General features: G+C 74.6%; 15 protein-coding genes. 12 read left to right on the top strand and 3 right to left on the bottom strand.

The genetic code is table 11. From position 1 onward, the window contains the following. Positions 1-112: 112 nt before the first annotated feature. Positions 113-2662, top strand: coding sequence for a caspase family protein (locus ABZ321_RS41255; protein WP_344511400.1), 2550 nt, complete (start codon positions 113-115; stop codon positions 2660-2662). A 49-nt stretch (positions 2663-2711) separates the two neighbouring features. Beyond that, positions 2712-2948, top strand: coding sequence for a hypothetical protein (locus ABZ321_RS41250; protein ID WP_344511402.1), 237 nt, complete (start codon positions 2712-2714; stop codon positions 2946-2948). 72 nt (positions 2949-3020) lie between these two features. Here the strand turns inward: ABZ321_RS41250 and ABZ321_RS41245 are convergent, their stop codons facing one another. Next, the gene (locus ABZ321_RS41245; protein WP_354901128.1) at positions 3021-3617 is read right to left on the bottom strand and encodes a LuxR C-terminal-related transcriptional regulator; all 597 of its coding nucleotides are present in this window, start codon (positions 3615-3617) and stop codon (positions 3021-3023) included. A 98-nt stretch (positions 3618-3715) separates the two neighbouring features. Then, a complete protein-coding gene (locus ABZ321_RS41240) occupies positions 3716-4567 on the bottom strand; it encodes a hypothetical protein (protein ID WP_344511406.1) in 852 nt (283 codons plus the stop codon). A 295-nt stretch (positions 4568-4862) separates the two neighbouring features. Between ABZ321_RS41240 and ABZ321_RS41235 the strand changes: the two genes are divergently transcribed. The 3 genes from ABZ321_RS41235 (at position 4863) to ABZ321_RS41225 (ending at position 8305) form a co-directional block, all read left to right on the top strand. After that, positions 4863-5876: a hypothetical protein gene (locus ABZ321_RS41235; RefSeq protein ID WP_344511408.1), complete on the top strand. Its 1014-nt coding sequence runs from the start codon at positions 4863-4865 to the stop codon at positions 5874-5876. 151 nt (positions 5877-6027) lie between these two features. Beyond that, positions 6028-7683: a CHAT domain-containing protein gene (locus ABZ321_RS41230; RefSeq protein ID WP_354901126.1), complete on the top strand. Its 1656-nt coding sequence runs from the start codon at positions 6028-6030 to the stop codon at positions 7681-7683. A gap of 16 nt (positions 7684-7699) precedes the next feature. Next, positions 7700-8305: a hypothetical protein gene (locus ABZ321_RS41225; RefSeq protein ID WP_354901124.1), complete on the top strand. Its 606-nt coding sequence runs from the start codon at positions 7700-7702 to the stop codon at positions 8303-8305. A gap of 85 nt (positions 8306-8390) precedes the next feature. Here ABZ321_RS41225 and ABZ321_RS41220 read toward each other — a convergent pair whose 3' ends face one another. Beyond that, positions 8391-8657 carry a hypothetical protein gene (locus ABZ321_RS41220; protein WP_344511414.1) on the bottom strand — a complete coding sequence of 89 codons (267 nt, stop codon included), beginning with the start codon at positions 8655-8657 and terminating at the stop codon, positions 8391-8393. Between the two features lie 153 nt (positions 8658-8810). Here ABZ321_RS41220 and ABZ321_RS41215 point away from each other — a divergent pair, with 153 nt between their 5' ends. From ABZ321_RS41215 to ABZ321_RS41185, 7 genes are read left to right on the top strand one after another with little or no spacing between them, the layout of a single operon-like run. Next, positions 8811-11033 carry a vWA domain-containing protein gene (locus tag ABZ321_RS41215; RefSeq protein ID WP_354901122.1) on the top strand — a complete coding sequence of 741 codons (2223 nt, stop codon included), beginning with the start codon at positions 8811-8813 and terminating at the stop codon, positions 11031-11033. 29 nt (positions 11034-11062) lie between these two features. Continuing rightward, the gene (locus ABZ321_RS41210) at positions 11063-14230 is read left to right on the top strand and encodes a tubulin-like doman-containing protein (protein ID WP_354901120.1); all 3168 of its coding nucleotides are present in this window, start codon (positions 11063-11065) and stop codon (positions 14228-14230) included. Then, positions 14227-16605, top strand: a complete 2379-nt coding sequence (locus ABZ321_RS41205) for a hypothetical protein (RefSeq protein WP_354901118.1) — start codon at positions 14227-14229, stop codon at positions 16603-16605. Before ABZ321_RS41210 ends, ABZ321_RS41205 begins: the two co-directional genes overlap by 4 nt. Continuing rightward, complete coding sequence (locus ABZ321_RS41200) at positions 16602-16790, top strand: hypothetical protein (RefSeq protein WP_344511422.1); 189 nt, start codon at positions 16602-16604, stop codon at positions 16788-16790. The genes ABZ321_RS41205 and ABZ321_RS41200 overlap by 4 nt, the downstream gene beginning before the upstream one ends. After that, positions 16771-18831 carry a hypothetical protein gene (locus ABZ321_RS41195; protein ID WP_354901116.1) on the top strand — a complete coding sequence of 687 codons (2061 nt, stop codon included), beginning with the start codon at positions 16771-16773 and terminating at the stop codon, positions 18829-18831. The genes ABZ321_RS41200 and ABZ321_RS41195 overlap by 20 nt, the downstream gene beginning before the upstream one ends. Beyond that, the gene (locus tag ABZ321_RS41190) at positions 18831-19931 is read left to right on the top strand and encodes a hypothetical protein (RefSeq protein WP_354901114.1); all 1101 of its coding nucleotides are present in this window, start codon (positions 18831-18833) and stop codon (positions 19929-19931) included. Before ABZ321_RS41195 ends, ABZ321_RS41190 begins: the two co-directional genes overlap by 1 nt. After that, complete coding sequence (locus tag ABZ321_RS41185; RefSeq protein WP_354901112.1) at positions 19928-21142, top strand: hypothetical protein; 1215 nt, start codon at positions 19928-19930, stop codon at positions 21140-21142. The genes ABZ321_RS41190 and ABZ321_RS41185 overlap by 4 nt, the downstream gene beginning before the upstream one ends. Positions 21143-21211 lie beyond the last annotated feature (69 nt).

The raw sequence follows: 21211 nt of genomic DNA, 5'->3' as shown, positions 1-21211 counted from the left end.
GGCGGTCCTGCGCAATACGTGAACCAACGTAGTCGTCGGCTAGTGACTGCCGCACCGCCCAGCCAATAACGTCCGGGGTGGATTTCTTCACCCACCTTGCTGAGGGGGCGTTGTGGCGCGGAAGGCATTGCTGATCGGCGCGCAGACCAACGGGCTCGCCGGAGTTGAAAACGACGTCGACGCGATGGCCGACGCGCTCTCGCGGCGGGAATTCACCATTCAACGGTGCACCGGGGAAGCGGCCTCGCGGGCCGGGATCCTCGACGCCTACGAGCAGCTGATCGCCCAGACCGGCACCGGAGACTCGGTCTTCGTCTACTACAGCGGGCACGGCGGGCGGCTGCTCGCCCCGCCGGACGAGCGGCACCCGTCGCGGCAGGGCCGGCCCTCGGTGCAGTTCATCGTGCCGAACGACCTGGAGAAGTCGACCGAGGGCGACTTCCGGGGCATCACGGCGGCCACCCTGTCGAGCCTGCTCGCGCTGCTCACCGGGAAGACGGACAACGTCGCGGTCATGATCGACGCGTGCCACTCCGCGCTGGTGTCGCGCGACGACTTCAGGGTCAAGGCCCTGCACTACCCGTACGAGTGGGCCGAGGAGCACGTCGCCGAGGAGCTCGACAGGTTCAAGCGCCTCGGCGGGCTCCCCAGGGACATCCTGGGCAGCGACCTCGCGGTGCGGCTGGTCGCCTGCGCGCCGGAGGAGGCCGCGTACGAGTACACGAACGCCCACGGCGTGCGGACGGGCATGTTCACCGACGCGTTCGTCCGGGCGCTGCGCGACGCCGGCGACCTGCCGGTGACCTGGTCGTCGCTGATGGACCGGGTGCGCCGGGAGGTCCTCGCGCTCGCCCCGGCGCAGCGCCCCGAGGCCGAGGGGGTCGCCGCCGACCGGGTGATCTTCTCCACCCGGGTCCCGGACGCGGCCGGCGCGCTGCGGGTCGTGCCGGGCGCCAACCCGGAGCGGATCTCGCTGCAGGTCGCGCCGCTGCTCGGGATCCGGCTCGGCGACGAGTTCGCGGTCATGCCGGCCGGGGCGGTGGAGGCCGACCCGGCGCACGCGGTCGGGACGGCGGTCGTCGACCGGGTCGGGTCCCTGGAGGTGCACGCCCACCTGACCTTCGCCGGCACGTGGACCGCCGTGCCACCCGGCGCGCGGGCGTTCCAGACCCGCTCGTCCGAGCCGAGCCTGCCGGTCGGGATCCCCGACGACCCGCGGGCCGATGAGCTCCGCCTGGCCGTCGGCACGACGCCCCTGCTGCGACCGGCGGAGCCGGGCGAGGCCACCGTCGCGGACGTCGTCCTCGACGGCGACGGCGGCATGGCGCTGCGCGACCGGGTCGGCCCGCTGCACCCGCCCCGCCCGGCCGGCGGCGCGCAGGCCGGCCTGGTGAAGATCGACCTGGTGCGGCTCGCCCGCGCGGCCCGGCTGCGTGAGCTGCACGACGACCCCAGGTTCGCCCTGGACGCGCAGATCAGCCTGGAGTGGGGCCGCGTCGTGGACGGCGCCGAGCAGCCGCTGCGCCACACCGGCGAGGTGTTGTACCGCGACGAGCGGGTCTTCGTCCGGATCGGCAACAGCGGCGAGCGGACGGTCCACGTCGCGCTCGTCGACATCGGCGTCGGCGGCGCGATCACCCTGCAGACCAGGTTCAGCCCGTCGGGCATCCGCCTCGACCCGGGGCAGTTCTACCTCTTCGGCCTCGACGACATGACGGGGCGGCTGGAGGGGGTGCAGCTGGGCTGGTCCGACGGGCTGGACCCGAGCGCGGTGCGCCCGGAGAGCCTCGTCGTCGTGGCGTCGGACCGCCCGCAGGACCTGTCCGTGCTGGAGCAGGGCGCCGCGTACACCAACCGGAAGGGCCACTGGCCGTCGCCGCTGGAGCAGCTTGTCCGTCAGATCGCTGTAGGGGGCACGCGCGACATGGTGATGTCGTCCGGCCCGCAGATCCAGTACACCGTCCGCTTCATCGATTTCGACCTGAGCCCGGTGCCCGCACCGGTGGCCGAGGAGGTCACCTTTGCGATCGACGACCGTCCGGACCCGGCGGCGCGGCTGCTCACGCCGTCGTTCACCGCGCGCGGCGCGGCGCCCGAACGGGTGGCCGTCCGCCTCGGCGAGCTGGTCGTGCACCGCAACCGGGCCCTGTTCGGCGCCGACGTCCGGGTCGACGCCGTGGTCCTGACCGGCGGATCGCACCCGGGCACGCCGGTCTACACCGCGCAGACCCAGCGCTTCGCCAACGTCCGCGACGGCGACCGGCTGCCGCTGGACAAGCTGCTGGTCTACCACGGGCCGGCGACCGACTTCCTCGACATCGCGGTCTTCGTGTCCCGCGACTCGGCCGGAAGTCTCGAGCTCAGCGACATGATGCGCGCCGAGCTCGGCGACCCCGAGGTGCAGGGCGCGGCGACGACCCTGGCCGGCCTCGCCCTGGCCGCGCCGCAGGCGGCCCTGGCGGTCGCCGCGATCGGTGCCGGGGCCGTCGTCGTCAACGTCGCCTACAAGCTGCTGCGCCGGGCCGTCGGCGACAGCATCGGGCTCTACCGGACCTCCCTGCTGGCCCACGAAGGGTTCGGCGCGGGGCGGCACCCGGCCGACGGGACCCTGCGCCGCGCGCAGGACTTCTCGTTCTCGTTCACCGTCGAGGCAGTCGCCTGAGCTGCCCGGCGTCCATCGCAACGCACCACCTTCTGAGAGGAAGACCGTCATGGGCACCAAGCGGATCGTCATCGGCCAGCACGAGTACGGCATCCACGCAGACCAGTTCACCTCCGTCGTCCAGAACGTCCAGTCCGCGATGGAGAGCGCCACCACCGCCCGGCTGGCCCTGCTGGACAAGGAGGAGCGGCCGGTCACCGTGTACCTCAACGGCCGCGTCGCCGAGGTCGTCGTCGTGGACGGCGACGAGCTGGACCGCGACACCAGGCCGAGCGAGATCTCCTGAGGCTCCCGGAGCCGCTGCGCTCCCGAGGCCCGGACGCCGGGTGCGGCGTCCGGGCCCTGCCTGCGTGACGGCTCAGGCACCGGGTTTCAGCAGGCCCAGCCGCTGCGCCCGCAGGACGGTGGTCAGCCGGTCGGAGGTGCCCAGCTTGCGGTACACCTTCTCCTGATGCTTGGCCACGGTCCGCTGCGACAGGCACAGCCGCTGGGCGATGCCCCTGGTGCTCAGGCCGCTGCCGAGCATCGTGAGGACCTCCCGCTCGCGGCGGGTCAGCCGGGTCTCGTCGGCGGCGTCGCCGGGGTCGGTGCGGTCGCCCAGCGCCTGGGTGACGGCCGCGAACGGCTCGGCGCCGGTGGCGGTGAGGGTCCGCAGGGCGGCCAGCTGGTCGGGCTTCATGGTGAACGCACGGGCCTCGATCAGGCCGGTCGTCCGGCTCGCCTGCGACAGGTCCGGGGCCCAGCGCCACCGCCCCGACTGCCACACCAGGGTGCCGTCGGCGAGGGCGCTCGTCACCAGGGCCCGCAGCAGCTGGGGGTCGCCGCCGGACGCGGTGTGCAGCAGCCGCCGGGTGGTGGGCGCGACGGGGCCGTTCAGCACGTGGTGCACGAGCCGGGCCAGCACCGCGTGCAGAGGCTCCGGCTCCGGTTCGAGGGTCGGTCGAAGGGTCGTCATCTGCGTGCTCCTCGTCGCTCGAGAGGTACGCAAGAAGCCTCTCGACCTGCGGAGACGATCGATATCGGCAACGTTGACTAGGCGCCGGAACGCGATGACTAGTCCATCGGGGGAGAGGGGGACGGGACATGGTCGCCGCCGGTCCACACCAGCCCGTAGCCGTGCCTGGGCACCAGGTCGTCGAAGACCAGCCGCAGCCCGCGGCGCCCGTCCTGCCCGTCCCGGTCGTCCTGTTCCGCGTGTACGGCGTCGCCGGCGGTCCCCAAAACCGGGGGCTCCTCGCCGGCGCTGCCCGGGGGCGCCGCCTCCAGCCGGTGGATGCGCAGGCGGGTGCCGGGCGACAGGCGCACCTCGACCTCGAACCGCGCACAGGGCACCAGCGGCACCACCGTGTAGTGCGAGCCGGTCCTGCCCTGCGACAGCCACGACTCGTGCGTGGCGGGCAGCCTCGCCGGACGGCGGCCCGCGGGCGCGGTGACGTCGACGGTCTCGCACGCCTCGTGCAGCTGGAGCGTGCCGTCGCCCAGGTGCAGCACGGCGCGCAGCGAGCGCAGCTGCCGGCCGGCCGCGTCCCGGTGCTCCCGCCGGTTCAGGGCGGCCCGGACGACCAGGCGCAGCGCGTGGTCCATCCGTCGGCGGACCGTCCGCGGCGCGCACGACTGCTCCCGGGCCAGCCACTCGACCCGCTGGGTGAGGTGCCGGTGCTGGACGTCGCGCTCCAGCGCGAACGCCACCGCGGTCGTGCGGGCCAGCTCCGCCGGGAGGTCCACGACGTGCGAGCCCAGCCAGGTGAGCAGCCGGTCGCGGACGTCGCGGTCGCTGTCGGCCGGCTCGACACCGCACAGCGCGGCCAGCCGCTCGCCGACCCTGGCGCGCAGGTCGTGGCTGTCCAGCCCCCACCCCCGGCGGATCCGCACCAGCTCGCGCACGAGATCGTCCTCTGCGGACACCGGTCCCCCTCTCGAACTGCTCCAGCGAAGATTCGACGGGCGCCAGCGTAAGCCCCCATTCCGGCGCTCAGACCACGTCACTCTTCAATGTCCGCACTATTGCGCAGAACTTGGCCAGTACTTGTCCAATGAAAGGGTCGGGATATCGGGTGCCGGGACCCGTCCGATCGACGGACGGCAGAAAGCCGAAGGAACGTCATTGGATGCGGGTAGTGGGATCTTTTGCGTAATGGTCTTTTCCGGTGCGGGGGCGCTCGGGCACTGTTGCAGCATTAGCAGGCGAAAGGATTCTGAGGTGCCCGAATCGACGGAAACGGTGCGCGATCTCGCCCGCGTCGGCGAGCTGGCACACCGGGCGAGCGACACCATCGGCAGCAACGACTACACCGCCCTCACGGCCGGCGCCTACGACGTCGTCTGGCCGCTCGTCTTCGAACAGCACACCCGGCGCTTCGAGCTGCAGCGCGGACATCCGACGTGTGCCGCGTCGATCGCCGGGCTGCGCCCCGACTGCCTCGATCGGTTCCAGGACGACGTCGAGGCGGTGATGGAGGACCTCCTCCGCAACGCGAAGGTGCCGATCCACAACCTCGAAGGCTGGATCGTCCGCCGGCTCACCCCGGCGACCGTCGACGGCCACCGCCGCCGCCGGGGCGCCGTCGGGGCGCTCCAGCGTCCGCGGATGCCCGCCTGGCTCGCCACGGCGCTGCACCACGACCCGTGGCACACGACGCTGGCCATCGAGATCCTCGTCTGGGTCGGCGTCTCGGCCACCGCCGGCACCGGCCTCTGGCCGCTGAGCGCGTGGGCCGAGCTGCGCTCGAAGGTCACGGGGGAGCCGCTCGGCAGCGAGCGGGCGGTCGCGGCGGACGTGGAGACCGTCCTCGCGGCGATGCGGCAGAGCACGACGTGGTACGCGAACTTCGTCGAGCGACCGCTCGGCAGAAAGCAGGCACCTGTGACGCCATCGCCCCGCTCGGACCCCGACTCGGCCGCCCTGTTCGAGCAGCCGCACCTGGCCCTCAGCGAGCGCCACGACAACGACGAGGCCCGGCTCGCCGACCTGGCGGCGGCCGCGGTCCAGGCGATCGACCGCCGGATCCGGGCCGGCCAGGACCCGGTCGAGGCGGTCGGCATCGTCCTGGACCTGACCTTCCGCTCCGGCAGTGGCGCCGAGGACCTGGACCTGGTCCCCGGCGCCGGCGCGGACCCCGCCGAGCGGATCACGCTCCTGCTCGCCGACGAGACGGCGATGGCCCGCATCACCAGGGCGGTCCTGGACATCCTCGGCATCGATCTCCAGGCATGATCCGTCCCACCCGCGGCGGTGCGGCCGGACACCGGCCACACCGCCGCCGGAACACGTCCTCCACCCGCGGCTGACCCCGGCCGTCGAGCGGTGTGCGGCGAAGGCGGCGCGGCCGGTTCGTCGGGTGGTGGAGCGTGGTGGAGATGGCGGCATGACACGGCTGCCGGGACTCATGGAGGAGGACGGCATGCACGACCCGCTGGACGCCGGGTTCGCCCTCGCGCGCGGCGCTGTGCCGGCGGGGCTGCGCCGCTGTGCCTGGGACGTGCTGCTCCAGCGCGACGCGGCCGCCGCCCGGGCGGCCGCCCGCGACGCCGCCGGCAGTGTGCTGGAGATCGCCCGTCGCTGTCTCGTGGGCGACGACCTCGCCGCGGCCGTGCGGGCGCTCGACGTCGGGCGAGGGCTCGCGCTCTTCGCCGCTACGGAGTTCGTCGACGTCGCCGCCCGGCTCGACCGGGCCGGGCGGCCGGGACTCGCCACCCGCTGGCGGATGGTCACCGGCGGCGCCGGGGACATCCCCGCCGACCTGCGCACCGCCGCTCGGGCCGCACTGTCCGGGGATGGGGACGGGGACGGTGGCGACCCCGCGCTCGCCGGCCTGCTCGACCCGCCGGGACTGCCCGACATCCGCGCCGCCCTCGCGGCCCTGGACACCGACGCGCTCGTCTACCTCGTGCCCGGCACCGACCGGATGCCCGGCTGGGCGGTCATGGTGCCGGCCGCCGGTCCGCCGAGCCTGTTGGCGCTGCCGGGCCTGGTCCCCGACGCCGGCGTCGAGCGTCTGCTCGCCGCGGTCTCCGCACCGGACCTGGTCGGCGACGCGCCAGGCGGCGAGGCCGTCGCGGGGAGCCTCGACGCGCTGTGCGACTGGGCCTGGGGGGCCGCCGTCGGGCCGCTCGCGGAGCGGTTCCTGCCGGCCCTGCCGCCGGCGGCCGGTGGACGGCCGCCGCGGGTGGTGCTCGTGCCGGTGGGCGACCTCGCACGGGTGCCGTGGCATGCTGCGCGGCGCGGCGACGGGACCCACGCCGTGCGGCTCGTGGCGTTTTCGCAGACCGTCTCGGCGCGGATGCTGTGCCGTTCGGCGGCGGCGTCCGCGGTGCCGCTCCTGCCCGTCGGCCTCGTCGTCGCCGATCCGCGGACCGGCGAGGGGACCACCGACCTGGTCGCGGCGCGGACCGGGGCCGAGGCCGTCCACCGCTCGTTCTATCCCGGCGCCCGCTACGTCGGCCGCCGGCCCGACGGCACGACCAGCACGTCGGGCGCCGGCACCGCCGCCGAGGTGCGCGACTGGCTGACCAGCGGCCGGCCCGGCGCCGGGGCGATGCTGCACCTCGCCTGCCACGGGGTCAGCCAGCCGGCGGCCGGCGACACCACCTCGCACCTCGTGCTCGCCGGCCCGGACGGGCGGCTCACCGCCGAGGAGCTTGTGGCGCTGCTGGTGAAGGTGCCGGACCGGGCCATCGGCCTCGTCGTCCTGGCCGCCTGCCGCACGGGCGTCGCCGGGCGCGGCCACGACGCGGCGTTCGGCCTCGGCGCCGCGTTCCTCGCCGCCGGGGTCCGCACCGTGCTGTCCACCCAGTGGAGCGCCCCCGAACAGGACACCTCCGTCCTCGTGTACATGTTCCACCACCACCTCATGGTCGAGCGCCGCCCGGCGTGGGACGCGCTGCGCCGCGCGCAGCTGTGGATGCTCGACCCCCGGCGCGAGGTCCCGCCGGCGATGCCGGAGGCGCTGACCCGCCGGCTGGCCGGTGCTGACCCGGCGCGGGTCGTGGCCTGGGCCGGACTCGTCCACAGTGGACAGTGACGGGGCGGACGGCGCGATGGACACCCCGACGGACACCACGACCCTGCGCGCCCGGCTCGCCGCCCCGGCAGCCGCGCCGCTCGACCTCGACGCGCTGCGGTTCGTCCTGCTGGACACGGTGTCGGCCCTCGCCACGGAGGCGGCAAGCGCCCCAGGGCAAGCTCCAGACCAAGCCCCAGACCAGGCGTCGGACCAGGCCCCGGACCGGGCCGCGGACGGGCCGGGCGCGCTGCACGTGCTGGCCGCCGTGCTGGTCAGGGCAGCCGTGGAGCCTCCCGCGGCAGGGGCCGTCGACGAGCTGGTGGGCCTGGCGACCACCATCGTCTACGGCGCCGAGGAAGCGGACCCCGCCACGGCGGGCGTCGACCGGCTCGTCCTCGCGGTGGCCCACCTGCTGCGCGCCCGGCTGCAGCCAGGCGCCGGCGACGCCGACCGGGTGACCGCGGCCGGGCACCTGCTGGCCGCGGCCGAGCTGCTGCCCGCCGGTCACCCCGCCGCCGCCACCGTCGCCTCGGCGGCGCCCGCGTTCGTGGGGGCGGCCGGCCCGTACGCCGCCCGGCTCGCCGCCGCCCTCGCCCCCACCCGCACCGCCGGGGCGCTCCGGCCGGATGCACCGCCCTGACCCGACGGCCGCGGCGACCCGCCATTCGCCGCTGCGCTCTGCCCGCCGGGCCGGTGGCTGTTAACCTCGGTGTGCCATGGAACTGTCACCGCAGCAGCGCGACCAGCTTGCCCAGCTCCTGCGGGCCGAGCTCGGCACGCTGCGTGACGCCGCCGTGGCGTCGGGCGCGGACGCCGAAGCGGTGGCCGAGACCGTGGAGTCCCGCCGCCGCGCCCTTGAGGCCGACGCCCCCGACGGCGAGCCCCAGGACGACGCCCAGGGCGACCCCCAGCCGTAACGGCTCACCCGGCACGCCGCCGTCCATCGCGGCCGGGTGCTCCACGCCGCCCGTACCGGCGAGAAAACCCTCCATCGAGGTGCCCTCCATCCGTCCTGACTGACGGACATGCGACCGCGACCGGTCGCGGAGACGTGCTGTCGGAAGCGCTGTCCGTCAGGGATGCGGCGAAACGGGGTTCGACCGCAGAGAGGACGGCAAACCGTGACGCGAGGCGTATCTGCACGGGTGGCACTTGTCGCCCTGGCCGCCTGTGCCGGTGTATTCGCAGGCGCGGGGCCGGCGGCCGCGGAAGAGGGCGAGGTCAAGCCCATCGACGTCGTCGTGGCGGTGGACGAGTCGGGAAGTCTCCGCCCGGAAGCCGTCATACAGGAGAAGGCGGCCGCGACCACGATCGCGCTCGGCGAGCTGTCGGCGCAGTCGCGGGTGATCGTCTTCGGCTTCGCCAGCAGGGGCACGAAGCCCGCCGTCGAGTCGCAGCGGTGCGAGCTGCGGCCGGGGGCCGGCGCCGCCGACCGCGAGGCGATGGGCCGGTGCATCCAGCAGAACATCAACCTCCGCGCCGGCGGCGACGGCGACGACACCGACTTCGTCGCCGCGCTCAACCAGGGCATCTCCGACCTCGGCGGCAGCGACCGGCCGAAGGTGCTGTTCCTGCTCACCGACGGCCGGCTCGACGTGCGCGGCGACACCTCCTACGGGCCGAACGACACCGCCCAGCAGCAGCACGCCGAGGACCTGCTGCGGCGGCAGGTCCTGCCGAAGGCCAAGGAGCGCGGCGTCCAGGTGTGGCCGCTCGGCTTCGGCGGCGACATCGACCAGACCATGCTGGAGTTCTTCGCCGCCAATGGCGGCCGGGCGCAGTGCGACGGCCGGGAGGTCACGCCGAAGGCCACGCTGGTCCAGGACTCCGGCGGCGCGCGGCTGCTCAAGTCGATGCAGGAGGCGTTCGCCACCGCACGGTGCGGCGGCAGCTCGTTCGCCGAGCCGACGACCCTGGACGGTGGCGGCGAGGTCACCCTGAAGGTGCCGATCCCCGCCATCGCGACCGACGGCACCATCACCGTCTACAAGGCCGACCCCGCCGTGTCGGTCACCTTCACCGACCCGGACGGGCGGAAGGCGCCGAGCAGCGGCGAGGCCGACGGCTCGACCTTCGAGCTGGCCGGCAACAGCGGCACCGTCGAGGCGCTGCGGATCCGCAACCCGAAGCCGGGCGACTGGGCCGTCAAGCTCGTCGCGCCCGGCGGGATGTCCAAGCAGCTGGTCACCGCGAGCGCGCTGTGGCAGGGCGTGCTGCGCTCGGTGTTCGTCCTCGACCCGCCGAGCCCGGCGCCGGGGCAGGCCTTCACCGTGTACATGCGCCCGCACACCCGCTCGCTGGAGATCACCGACCCGAAGATCCTTGAGGGGCTGACGTTCTCGGCGCGGCTCACCGGCGCCGGCGCCGACACGAGCGTGGCGCTGCTCGACGACGGCAAGGACGCGGACGCCAAGGCCGGCGACGCGATCTACAGCGCCTCGTTCCAGCTCCCGGCGAACGCCTCCGGGCGGTACACCGTCCGCGGCGTCGCCAGCGGCACGGGCGTCGCCGCCGACGAGCACTCCGAGACCTTCGAGCCCGGCAAGCCGACGGACGTCAACGCGCAGATCGCCTTCGACCGGGCTCCCGCGGAGGCGGGGTCGACCCGGTCCGGGGTCGTGCGGGTGACCAACCGCGGCACCGCGCCGAAGGAGGTCCGCCTGCTCGTCAAGGACCTCAACCGGAGCGGGTCGGTGTCGGTCTCCCCGGCCACGGCCGCGGCGGCGCCGGGGCAGAGCGAGTTCAAGTTCAGCCTGGCGTTCGCGAAGGACGCCGTCGGCCCGTCCGGCGGCGTGCTGCAGCTCGTCGACGCCGCCAGCGGGGACGTGCTGACGAACACTCCGCTCGGCGTGACCGTCACCGAGCGCCCGTCCTGGCCGCAGCGGTACTTCTGGTGGCTGGTGGGCGCCGCGGTCCTGCTGGCCGCCGCCGCCGTCAAGGCCGCGCTGATGCTCGTCGCGCGGGTCCGGGGGCAGGACGTCAGGGGGCTGCAGTTCGCGCTGTACCGCGGCAACCAGCAGCAAGGAGGCGTGCTGGGGCCCGAGCCCGAACACCGCTCGAACCGGTTCGACTTCGACATCCTCGTGCCCCAGGACCATCGCGACCCGGCGGGCCTGCGGTCCACCAACACCGGCGAGGGCCCCTACACGGCGCGTCGCGGCGGCAAGAGCGGCGTGCTGCTGGGGCACCCCGGCGCCGGCAAGCCGCTCGAGCTCCTCACCGACGGCCCGGCGGTCGACCTGCAGCACCTGCCCGGCGGCTACTCGATCGCGGTGCGGGACTCGGGACAGGTCCCGAAGCAGCGGGACTACGACCCGCCCCAGCACGAAGACACCAGCCCCACCAACCGAGCGCCTGAATATCTCTAGGGGACCCCATGCATATCTATCACCCGGTCATGTTCGTAGGCCTCGGCGGCACCGGTTGCCGGGTCGGCGCGGAGCTGGAGCGCCGGCTCCGGGAGGAGCTGTGCGGCGCCGACGGCATGCGGCTGCGTGGCCCCGAGTACAACCTGCAGCACCTGCAGCCGTACGAGCTGCCGCACTGCCTGCAGTTCATCTACGCCGACCTGAGCCAGGAGGAGCTCAGCCAGCTCCGCCGCCGTTCGGTGCCGAACGAGTCCTACGCGGACGTGGCGAGCAAGACCGCCTCCTACGCGTACGACCTGCTGCCGCCGTTCGAGAGCTACCCGCAGGTCGCCCGGAACCTGCGGATCCAGGCCCCGGATTTCGTGGAGAGCTGGCTGCCGGGCCCCGAGCGGGAGCCGATGGTGGTGCCGCTCGGGCTCGGCGCCGGGCAGCTGCCGACGGTGGGCCGGGCGGCGATCTTCGAGACCGTCTCGCAGAACATCGACGCGGTCCGGCACCCGATCACGCAGGCGATCGGCGCGATCAACACCTCGGCCGCGGACCTGCGGGTGCTCAACCGCGACCTGGAGACGGCGCTGCAGCCGGTCGACGTCTTCGTGGCGTTCTCGGTCGCGGGCGGCACCGGCGCCGGCATCTTCTACGACTACCTGCACCTGATCGACTCGGCGTTCGCCCGCGCGAACGTCAAGGCGAACATCTACCCGCTGGTGCTGATGCCGTCGGCGTTCGACGAGGGCCGCGGCGGCGGGATGGCCGCCTCGCTCAACGCCGGCCGGTCGCTGCTGGACCTGTTCCGCCTCATCGACGACCTCAACCAGGACAACCGCAACCACGGCGCGCTCAGCGCCGAGCTGGTCAGCCGCGGCCTGCACGTGACCTACCCCAACGAGGGCGACGTGCTGATGCGCCTGGGCGCGGCGCAGACCGCGTTCCTGTTCAGCAAGACCGCCGGCATTGACCGGGAGGACCTGCACCGCTCGATCGTCGCGCTGATCCTGTCGCTGGTCGGCCTGGAGCAGCCGAAGCAGGCCCTCGGCGGGACCGACGGCCACCAGTCCTTCGCCGCGACGTTCATCAACGGCAGCCACGAGCGGCAGCTGATCTCCAAGACCGGCATCGGCCAGCGCAGCGTCTCCACCAGCCTGGTCGGGTCGCTGACCGTGCCCTTCGACGACCTCGCCGACATGTTCGCCGGCCGGATGCTGGCCAGGGGCGTGCGGGAGCTGCTGCCGGCGCCGCCCGGGCGGGCCGAGTCCAACCTCGACCACATCCGCAACTTCTTCAACGCCTCCGGCGTCGGCGCCGTGTGGGCGCGGGAGGAGCAGCCGTTCCGCGAGCCGGCCGCGGTGCGGGGCGCCACCGACATCGTCAACATGCTGCGCACCCGGGTCAAGCGGATGGAGGAGGGCCTGACGGGGCTCGACCAGTCCCTCGCCCGGCGGTCGCCGGAGCTCGCCCGGGACTTCAACCCGGTCGAGGGTGGGCTGCACGTCCTCAACGAGATCGACCTGCTGCGGCTGAAGCGGGTCTTCTGCGGCGACTCCGCCCTCGCCGAGCAGATCGACAAGATGGGCGTCGAAGGGGTGATGGAGAACCGCCGGCAGCAGCCCGAGCCGCCGTCGCAGGACTGGCGCATCCAGGCGCCCCAGCCCGCCGCGATCAAGAACGGGTTCGGCGGGGTGATCCGGGTGACCGTCGCCGACCCCGCCGTGCGCAAGAGCATCGAGACCCAGAACGCCTGGTACCGCTACCGCACCAACCGCTGCTGGCACGCCGCCTGGAACGACCACCGCGCCCTCTGGCACCCGCGGGTCGACCGGTTCGGCCAGAAGCTGCGGGCGCTCGTCGACGCCCTCGCCAACCACGCCGGCAAGAGCGAGGAGGACTACAACCGGCGCGCCGACGAGCTCTACCGGTCGCGGGTCGGCGTCACGTTCCTGCTCCCGCTGCGGACCGAGCTGGAGCTGACCTACGACCGGATGCTGCGCCGGCTCGCCGACCGGTACGCCGGCAAGAAGATCCGCCCGAACGCGACCGAGGGCGAGATCATCGCCGCGGTCCTCGGCCCCGACGGCTGGCGGGCGGCGCTCACCGAGAGCCTCACCCCCGGCCGCGGCCCGGAGCACGGCCTGCAGATCCTGCTCGGCCTGCTCAAGCAGCAGGTGGTGCAGATCCTGCGGGGCAGCGAGCAGCAGCAGGAGGAGGCGCCACTGCTGCCGCACATGAGCCAGCTGCTGCGCGCCGCCGCGACCCGTGACGAGGCGGCCGTCGCGCACAACGACGTGCAGTGGTTCGTCTCGGCGCTCGCCGGCATGATCCCGGCCGCGTTCGTCCCCGAGGGCACCGGGAAGCTGGACACGCTCGTGGTGTACCCGGCCGGCGCGCCCGACGACGACGTCGAGCGGTTCCTGCGGGAGACGCTGAAGCTGCCGCACGGGCACAACGTCGCGCCGCCCGAGTTCCGCGCCGTGAACACCGAGCTGATCACGGTCGTGTTCGCCCGTGGCGGCATGGGCGTCACCGAGGTCGCCGAGGTGCGGCAGGTCCTGCTCGACTGGTCCCAGGCGGCGAAGACACCGAAGCCGCAGCACTACCTCCCGTGGCGGCAGCGGCTCGGGTACGACCAGGACTGGCTCGCCACCACCGAACGGCACCGCGTGGAGATCCTCCAGCGGTTCCTCGCCGCGCTGTGGAACGGGCAGATCACCGTCAGCGGCGACCGGGACTCGCCGGCCGGGATCCAGGTCGTCACCCGCCGCGGCGCCCCCGCCTCCACCGGGATGGTCCTGGACCTGCAGCCGTTCGGCGCCGCCTCCTCGTGGGGCAGCCTGCTGCGCGCGTACGAGGAATGGACCCTCACCGACAGCAACGTGATCCGGCTGAACTTCTGCGAGAAGCTCATGGAGACCGCCCCGAACGGCCTCGCCACGATCATCGAGGACCCGGACCCGCTCTACGTGCACGTCGTCGACGTCGTCGTCGAGCGCGAGATCAAGATCCTCACGGACATGCTGGAGCGGCTGCCCGCCGGCACCCAGCCGTACTGCAAGCAGCTGCTCGGGTTCTGGCGGGACACGTTCTCCGCGGCCCGGCGCCGCACCTTCCTCGGCACCGCGCCGAGCGGCAACACGTTCGAGGAGCTGGAGCACACCGTGCTGACCCGCCACGTCCCGATGCCCGGGATGACGAAGCGATGACCACGACGACGCTGACGACGCAGGCACCGGAGAGCCGGACGCTCCTGGTCGACCTGCGCACCGAGTACGCCGCGCTGGCCGCGTGCCGCACCTTCAACGAGTACGTGCGGCAGCGGGGCGCCGGGCTGGACGGCGGCGTCCGGGAGGTCGACCTGAGCCGGGTCGTCGTCGTCGACCGGGCCGTCGACCTGCTCGCGCACAGCGACGCGCTGACCGTCGTGCGCAACGCCGGGGCCGTGCGGCACGTCGTGTGCATCGCGGTCGGGATGGCCGACGACGCGTCGGGCGTGCCGGTCCGGCTGCCGACGATCCTGCGCAACGAGGTCACGACCGTCCTGTGGGTCGGCGACGAGCACGGCATCACCTGGAACCCCGGCGAAGGGCCCGCGCCGGTCGTCGTCCTCGTCCCGGCCGGCGCCGGGTACAACCACCTCGACGACCTCCTCGAGGCGCTGACCGCGAAGGAGCTCTTCGACGAGGTGGCCGCCCGCGCGGCCGCCATGCCGTCGCGGGTCGCCGTCCCCGGGGTGCGGGTGGTGTCCAACCGCGTCGCCGGCGACGTGCTCGTGGCCGCCCAGCGGCGGGCCGTCGAGGCGATCGTCACCGGCGGCGACCGGGTCATCCCGGCCCAGCCGGGCGGCCAGGATCCGGTGGCCCTCGGCGGCGAGCTGGCCCGCCGGTTCGGGCACCCGGACCCGACCCAGCCCACCGGCGAGTTCGGGCACGCCCGCGGCGACGCCGAACGGGCCGCGCGGGCGCTCGGCGCGGCCCTCGCCACCGCCGGCCGCCCCTGGCAGCCGCTGCTGCCGCAGCGCGGGCCCGGGATCCCGGGCCTGTTCCGCCGGTCCGCGGAGACGCTGCACACCTACCGCGAGGCGCTGCGGCGGCTGCTGCTCACCGGCGACGCCGGCCCCGACGAGCAGCGCCGGGCAAAGCTGCGGGCCGAGGGGGTCACGCTGCCGCCGCCGCCCGGCGGGCCGGCCACCGACCAGCCGGCCGCGGTCGACCAGGTCCTGCGCACGACCCTCGGCGGGATCGGGATGGGCCGGCCGCTGCGGCAGCTCGTCACCGAGATCTTCGAGACCGCCAGCGCGCTGCGCCCGGCCGGCAGCGCGGTCCGGGTCCCGTCCGTCGACCAGGCCTGCCCCGACCAGCGCCTCGCGGAGCTGAGCTCCGTCCCGGCGATGCCGGGCGGGTTCGGCAGCCTCCTGGTGCCGCTGCTGATGGTGCTCGCGCCGCTGCTCGCGCTCGTCCCGGCGGCCGGGTCGCCGCTCGGCCGCACCGTCGCCGCCGGGCTCGGCGGTGCCGTGGTGGCGCTGCTCGTCCTCGGCGCCGCACTGCTGCGCGGCCGGCGCAACCGGATCGGGCTGGTCCGCCGCGCCGCCGTCCGCGACGTCGCCATGGTCGCGCTGGTACTGGTGATCAGCGCGGCGCTGCCCGTGGTCGGCGCCGCGCTGCTGCTCGGTGGCGGCCTCGGTGGAGGCCTCGGCGACGACCTCGGTGCCGGTGCCGACCCGCCCGTGCCGGCGCAGGTCGCCTGGGCCTGCGCCGGAGCCGGCGTGCTGCTCGCCGTGGTCGCGACCGGGCTGTGGTGGAGCCGCCTGGTCGCGGCGTGGCGGCTGCGGCTGCCCGCCGGCCAGCCCGACCGGCTCGTGCGGGCGCTCACCGACGTGTACGACGAGGCGACCGTGGAATGGGTGCTCACCGACGCCCGTACCCGCGCCTCCGACGCCGTGCGGACGCTGGGCAGCACGCTCGACTCGCTCGGCGACGAGCTGCTCGCGCACGGATCGGCGCTGGACGCCGGCCCGCAGGGGACGCCCTACACGGCGGCGACGACCGTCGGCGCGGTCAACGCGATCGTCCGGCACGACCTCGTCACCCTCACCGTCGACTGTGTGGAGCGCGGCGCCGCCGACATCAGGCGCGGCGAGCGTGACGGCGTGCCCGACCGGGTCGCGCAGGACGCCCGCGACCTCGCCACCGGCTACGACCGCTACGTGCGGCACGACGGCATCCAGCACCCGCCGCCCCGCTGGCCCGCCCGCGGCGACCGCGACCAGCTCGTCCTCACCTGGTGGCGCGGCCTGGACGACTTCCGCCGGGCGGCGCTGGACGACGGCCCGGTGCAGCAGCTGTGCGCCGACGACCAGCTGCAGCTGATCGGCAAGGACCCGGCCGGCGCGGTCGTCGTCGCGTTCGCGCCCGGCAGCGCCAAGGAGGCGATCGCCGACGCCGTCGACGGCCTGGACCCCGGGCGCCGGCCGCGCCCCGCCGAGCTGGTCTGGACGACCGCCGGCACGTCGGCCGGGATGCTGCACCTGGTGCCGCTGCGCGCCCGCGTCGAGTTCGAGCAGCTGGAGGCGACCGCATGACCGATCTGGGGACGTGGCAGGCGATTGTGGCCGGCGTACTGACGCTCATCGGCCTGTACGCCGTGTGGTCGACCGCCGAGGGCCTGATCCATCCGGCGGGTCCTGCCGGCAAGCGGGACGGCACGGCGGGCGACAGGCGCGCCGACGAGGACGGAGGTGGCCGGGATGTCCGGCGCGATCTGTGACGAGGTCCTGGACTTCACCACGCCTGCCGGTGACGAGGTCTCCTGGCCGGTCCTGAGCGACCCGGGCGACTCCGGCGGCCCGTTCGACAACGGCGGCTTCCGGTTCCGCACCCGCTACCTCGCCGCCGGCGGCGGATACCAGGTCCTGCAGCGCCGGCTGGTCGGCAGCGGCACACCCGGCGAACGCGACGCCTGGGAGCGCCGCCTCGACGGTGAGATCTGCGCCGGCCTGCGCCTGCACCGCCGCTTCGGCGAGCGGGACCAGCGGCCGCTGCTGCCGCGCATCGTCGGCTACAAGGTCGACGTGGACGAGCCGTTCGTCCTCTGGCAGCCGGTGCCCGGCGAGCCGCTGGCCGGCCACCTCGGCCGGCTGCTCAACGAGGACATCGACCGGGTGCTCGTGGACGTGCTGACCGCCCTGGCCCGCCTCGACGCGGTCGGCGTGGTCCACCGGGCGATCAGCCCCGACACCGTGCGCTGGGACCGGCACCACGCCTACCTCGACGGGTTCTCCTGGGCGGCGCTCGCCGGGGAGCCCCGTGAGCCGCTCGGCGAAGGGCCGTGGAGCCCACCGGAGCAACGTACCGGCGAAGGCAACGCCGACCCGCGCGACGACGTCTGGAGCGTCGGGGTGCTGCTCGGGCGGATCGTGTCCGGGACGCTGAACGGCACGCCCCGCCCGCAGGACCTCGGGCCGCGGTTCGGCGCGCTGCTCGGCGACATGCTGGAGCCGGTCGCCGCGCGCCGGCCGACCGCCGTCGAGGCGCTCGCGCGGTTGTCGATCGCGTCCCCGGTCGGCCGCCCGGGCGAGCCCGACGACCGGCTGGCGGCCGGCCGCCGGCGCTACGAGGAGCTGCGGTCCGGCCGTGTGCCGGGCGGGCACGGCGCGGCCCACGCCGCCGCGGCGCTGGAGGAGGCCCGCCCGGCCCGGCGGGGGTTCTTCCGGTCGCGGCCGCCGGCGCAGGCCGCGCCCGAGGCGCAGTACCCGCCCCGGCGGTGCTACCTGTGCCTGGACGACGTGCAGTGGACCGGGACGAACCTGCGCCGCTGGGTCGACGGCAAGTACCGGGCGCTGGAGCTGACGCCGGACCTGTCCGAGGCGCAGCGCGAGTCGCTGCTGCTGCACGCGATCCAGCGCTGCCCGAACCGGGCCGGCGACGGCCCCGACCACTACCTGCCGGTGGGCTACCTGCGCAGCGGCAGGCCGATCAACGTCGCCGTCATCGGCAGGTCCGGCGCGGGCAAGACGCACCTGCTCGCCGGCATCGTGCGCGACATCGACGCCGGCGGGCTGACCAACTTCAACGTCATGACCGGCGCGGTCGACATGGCCGGGCACGACAGCTTCCGCGAGCAGCACATCACGCCGCTGTACGACCAGGGCACCATGCTCCCGCACACCGGCGCGGTGGCCGAGGTCGAGTACACCGACGGCGTCGTGGTGACCGTCAACGGCCGGTCGCGGCCGCTCATGTTCTTCGACGTCGCCGGGGAGACCCTGCAGCCGCGGCAGCAGCGCACCCGGGCGGCGCAGTTCCTGTCCGCCGTCGACGCGCTGCTGTTCGTCGCCGACCCGGAGATGGACACGATCGACGCGACGTTCGGCGCGGTGATCGACCGGCTCGCCACCCGGCAGGGCCCCGACGGCCGGCTCGACATGCCCGCCGCGATCGTCGTGACGAAGAGCGACCTGGGCCGCTTCGAGGAGCCGGTCGACCGGTGGATCCGCGCCCGCTCGACGGCCGTCCCGCCGCTGGACTGGGACCGGGTCGTCGAGGAGAGCCGGGATGCCTACGCGTACCTGCACCGCCGGGGGCGCACCGGGCTGCTCGCGCCGTTCGCCCGCTTCCGCGACTGCACGCTGCACTTCGCCTCGGCGACCGGCGGCGGCGCCGACTCCGGCGGGCGCTTCCCGCGTGGCGCCCGGCCGCAGCGCTGCCTGGAGCCGCTGCTCTCGCTGCTGGCGCAGCTGGACGTGCTGCCCGCCGGGACGCTGCATCGGGGTGCGGAGATGCCGGCCGGGACGACGAGGAGGGCGTAGTGAGCGGCCAGGTGCACACGATGCTGTTCCAGTGGTCGGAGGCGAAGGGCTTCATGACCGCCCGCTCGTCGCTGCCGAGGCCGGAGCAGGAGCTCTGGTACGACCGTCTGCTGCCGCGACTGTCGCTGCCGCAGGGCCAGTACGACACCGGCAGCACCTGCTACCTGCAGTACGACGACGTCATGGCGCTGCTGCACCGCTGGCCCGCCAAGGACGGCCACCACCGCGCCTCGACCCGCACCCGGGCCCTGCTCGGGCCGCCGCGGCTGCTCACGTTCGCCGACGCGGTCAGGGTCCGCACCGACGCCGAGCCGGTCGAGGGGATCGACGGCGAGGGCCCGTTCCCGGGGATGCCACCGGGATGGCGGGCGGCGAGCGACGACGACGCCACGATCCTCGCCGCGCTCGAGGAGTGCCACGATCGGCTGGTCACCTTCGTCGCCGGGCTCCTCACCGACGGCGCCGCAGGGCGCTTCGCGGTGGTGGCGCCCGAGCAGTACCGGCGGGCGCTGCTGTGGGGCGCGCAGCACTGCTTCCGGCCCGACGAGTGTCCACCGTGGACGTTCTCGACGGCGGAGGCGGGCGTGGCCGGGACCGACCTGCCGCGCATCGTGTTCGTCCCGTCCGAGGCGTCGTCTCGCGGCTACGGCGGCGACGACCTGTCGTGGATCGACGTCAACCGGCCCGAGTACGTCGACCCGCTGGCGCGCGACCATGCCGCGCGGGTCGTGGACGACGCGCTGTACCGCGTCGCCGTCCCGCACCGGACCGCCCACAACGGACGGCCGCCGGTGCCGCACTCGCTGCCGCAGGCGGTGCCCCATTCGATACCGCAGGCGGTGCCTCATTCGATACCGCAGCCGGTGCCGCATCCGGTGCCGAGTTCGGTGCCGCAGCCAGTACCGCAGCAGCCGCCGATGCCGGAGCAGGTGAGCGTGCCGTCCGGGTCCCCGGATGCCCACCGGCAGGCTGAGCGGCCGGCCAAGGAGCCGGCGGTGCTGCGGACCGAGGAGAGCGAGTACGCCGTGTTCGTCCTCAGCCTGGCGATCGGGTCGGCGCTGTTCGTGCTGCTCCTGATGTATCTGGGGGCGGCGCAGTGAGCGCCGTCCGGGCGGTGCTGCGGGACCCGCACTGGTACCGCGACGCGGCCGGCGCCGGCCTGCAGGCGCTCGCCGCGTTGCTGCTGACCCTCGCGTGGGCGGCCAGGGACCCCGACCTGCCGCGCGTCGCCTGGGCGGCGTTCGCGGGCGTCGGCCTGTGCGGCTGGCTGTTCCTGATCACCGCCGCCCGGTCCGCCCGCCTGGCCGCCACCGGCGCCGGCGAGCTGCGGGGGCTCCTGCTGGTCGCGATGCTGCTCGCGCAGATCGGCTTCGTGCTGCGGCTCAGTGCCCGCGAGCCGGTGGTGCCCGGCCTCGAATGGGTCGTCTTCATGATCTCGGCGCTGCTGTTCCTCGCGGCGTACGAGGTCGCCCGCCAGCCGGTGCACCAGATGCTCTGGGTCGCCACGGTCGGCGTGCTGCTCGCCGGGTCGGTCGCCGCCGTCGTCGCGACCCCGCACGGCGTGCTCGAGCCGCGCCTGTACTGGCGGCAGGCCCTCCCCGCGGCCGTCCTCGCCGCGGCCGTGTCCGGCGCCGTGGTGCTCGGGTGCCTGTGGCGCCGGGACCGGGTCATGCGGGAGGCGGTCAGGGCGCACGTCGTCGCCGTGCCGCCGCTGGCCGTCTACGCGTTCACCCGCGACCCGGGCGCCGCGACCCTCGTGTGCGGCGCCACGGCCGGCGCGGTGTTCGGCGCGGGACGGGTGCTGTGGCGGTCGTCGTGGACCGCGACCCTCCGGCCGATCGGCACCGGCGTCGCCGCGGTCGCGGCCGTCACGACGGTCCTGTGGCTGTTCGACCCGTGGAAGGTCGCCGTCAGGGAGCCGGCACCCGCCCGGGATCTCGTCGGGGTCGCGCGGGAGACGGCCGGGGCCGTGTCGCTGGCCGACGTCGGCGGGCGGGCCGGCGAACTGGTGCTGACGCTGCTGGTCCTGGTGTTCGCGCTGCAGGTGGGGCTGCTGGCGGCGCGGGCCGCCCGCCCGGACGCCGAGCTGCCGGACCGGCACGCGTTCCAGCGGGTGTGGGCGGTCGCGCTCGGCGGCCAGGTCCTCGCGTCGCTCCTCGCGCCGCTGCTGGTCGGGGTGCTCCGGCTGCCGGCCCCACCGACCCTCACCACGCTGCCGTTCGCGGCCGACGGGGCGAGCTTCGTCGTGACGTTCGCGGCGCTCGGCCTGCTGTTCGCCGCCGCCCAGCGCCCGCCGGCCGGAGCCCTGTAACGCCTGGGCGGCCCAAAAGGTTGTATCGGATAGGGGTCTGCGAATCTTCGCGGACGTCGATACTGTTTC

Source organism: Dactylosporangium sp. NPDC006015 (assembly GCF_040614215.1).
GTDB lineage: Bacteria > Actinomycetota > Actinomycetes > Mycobacteriales > Micromonosporaceae > Dactylosporangium > Dactylosporangium maewongense.
This window is presented reverse-complemented; position numbering and strand designations above follow the sequence as displayed.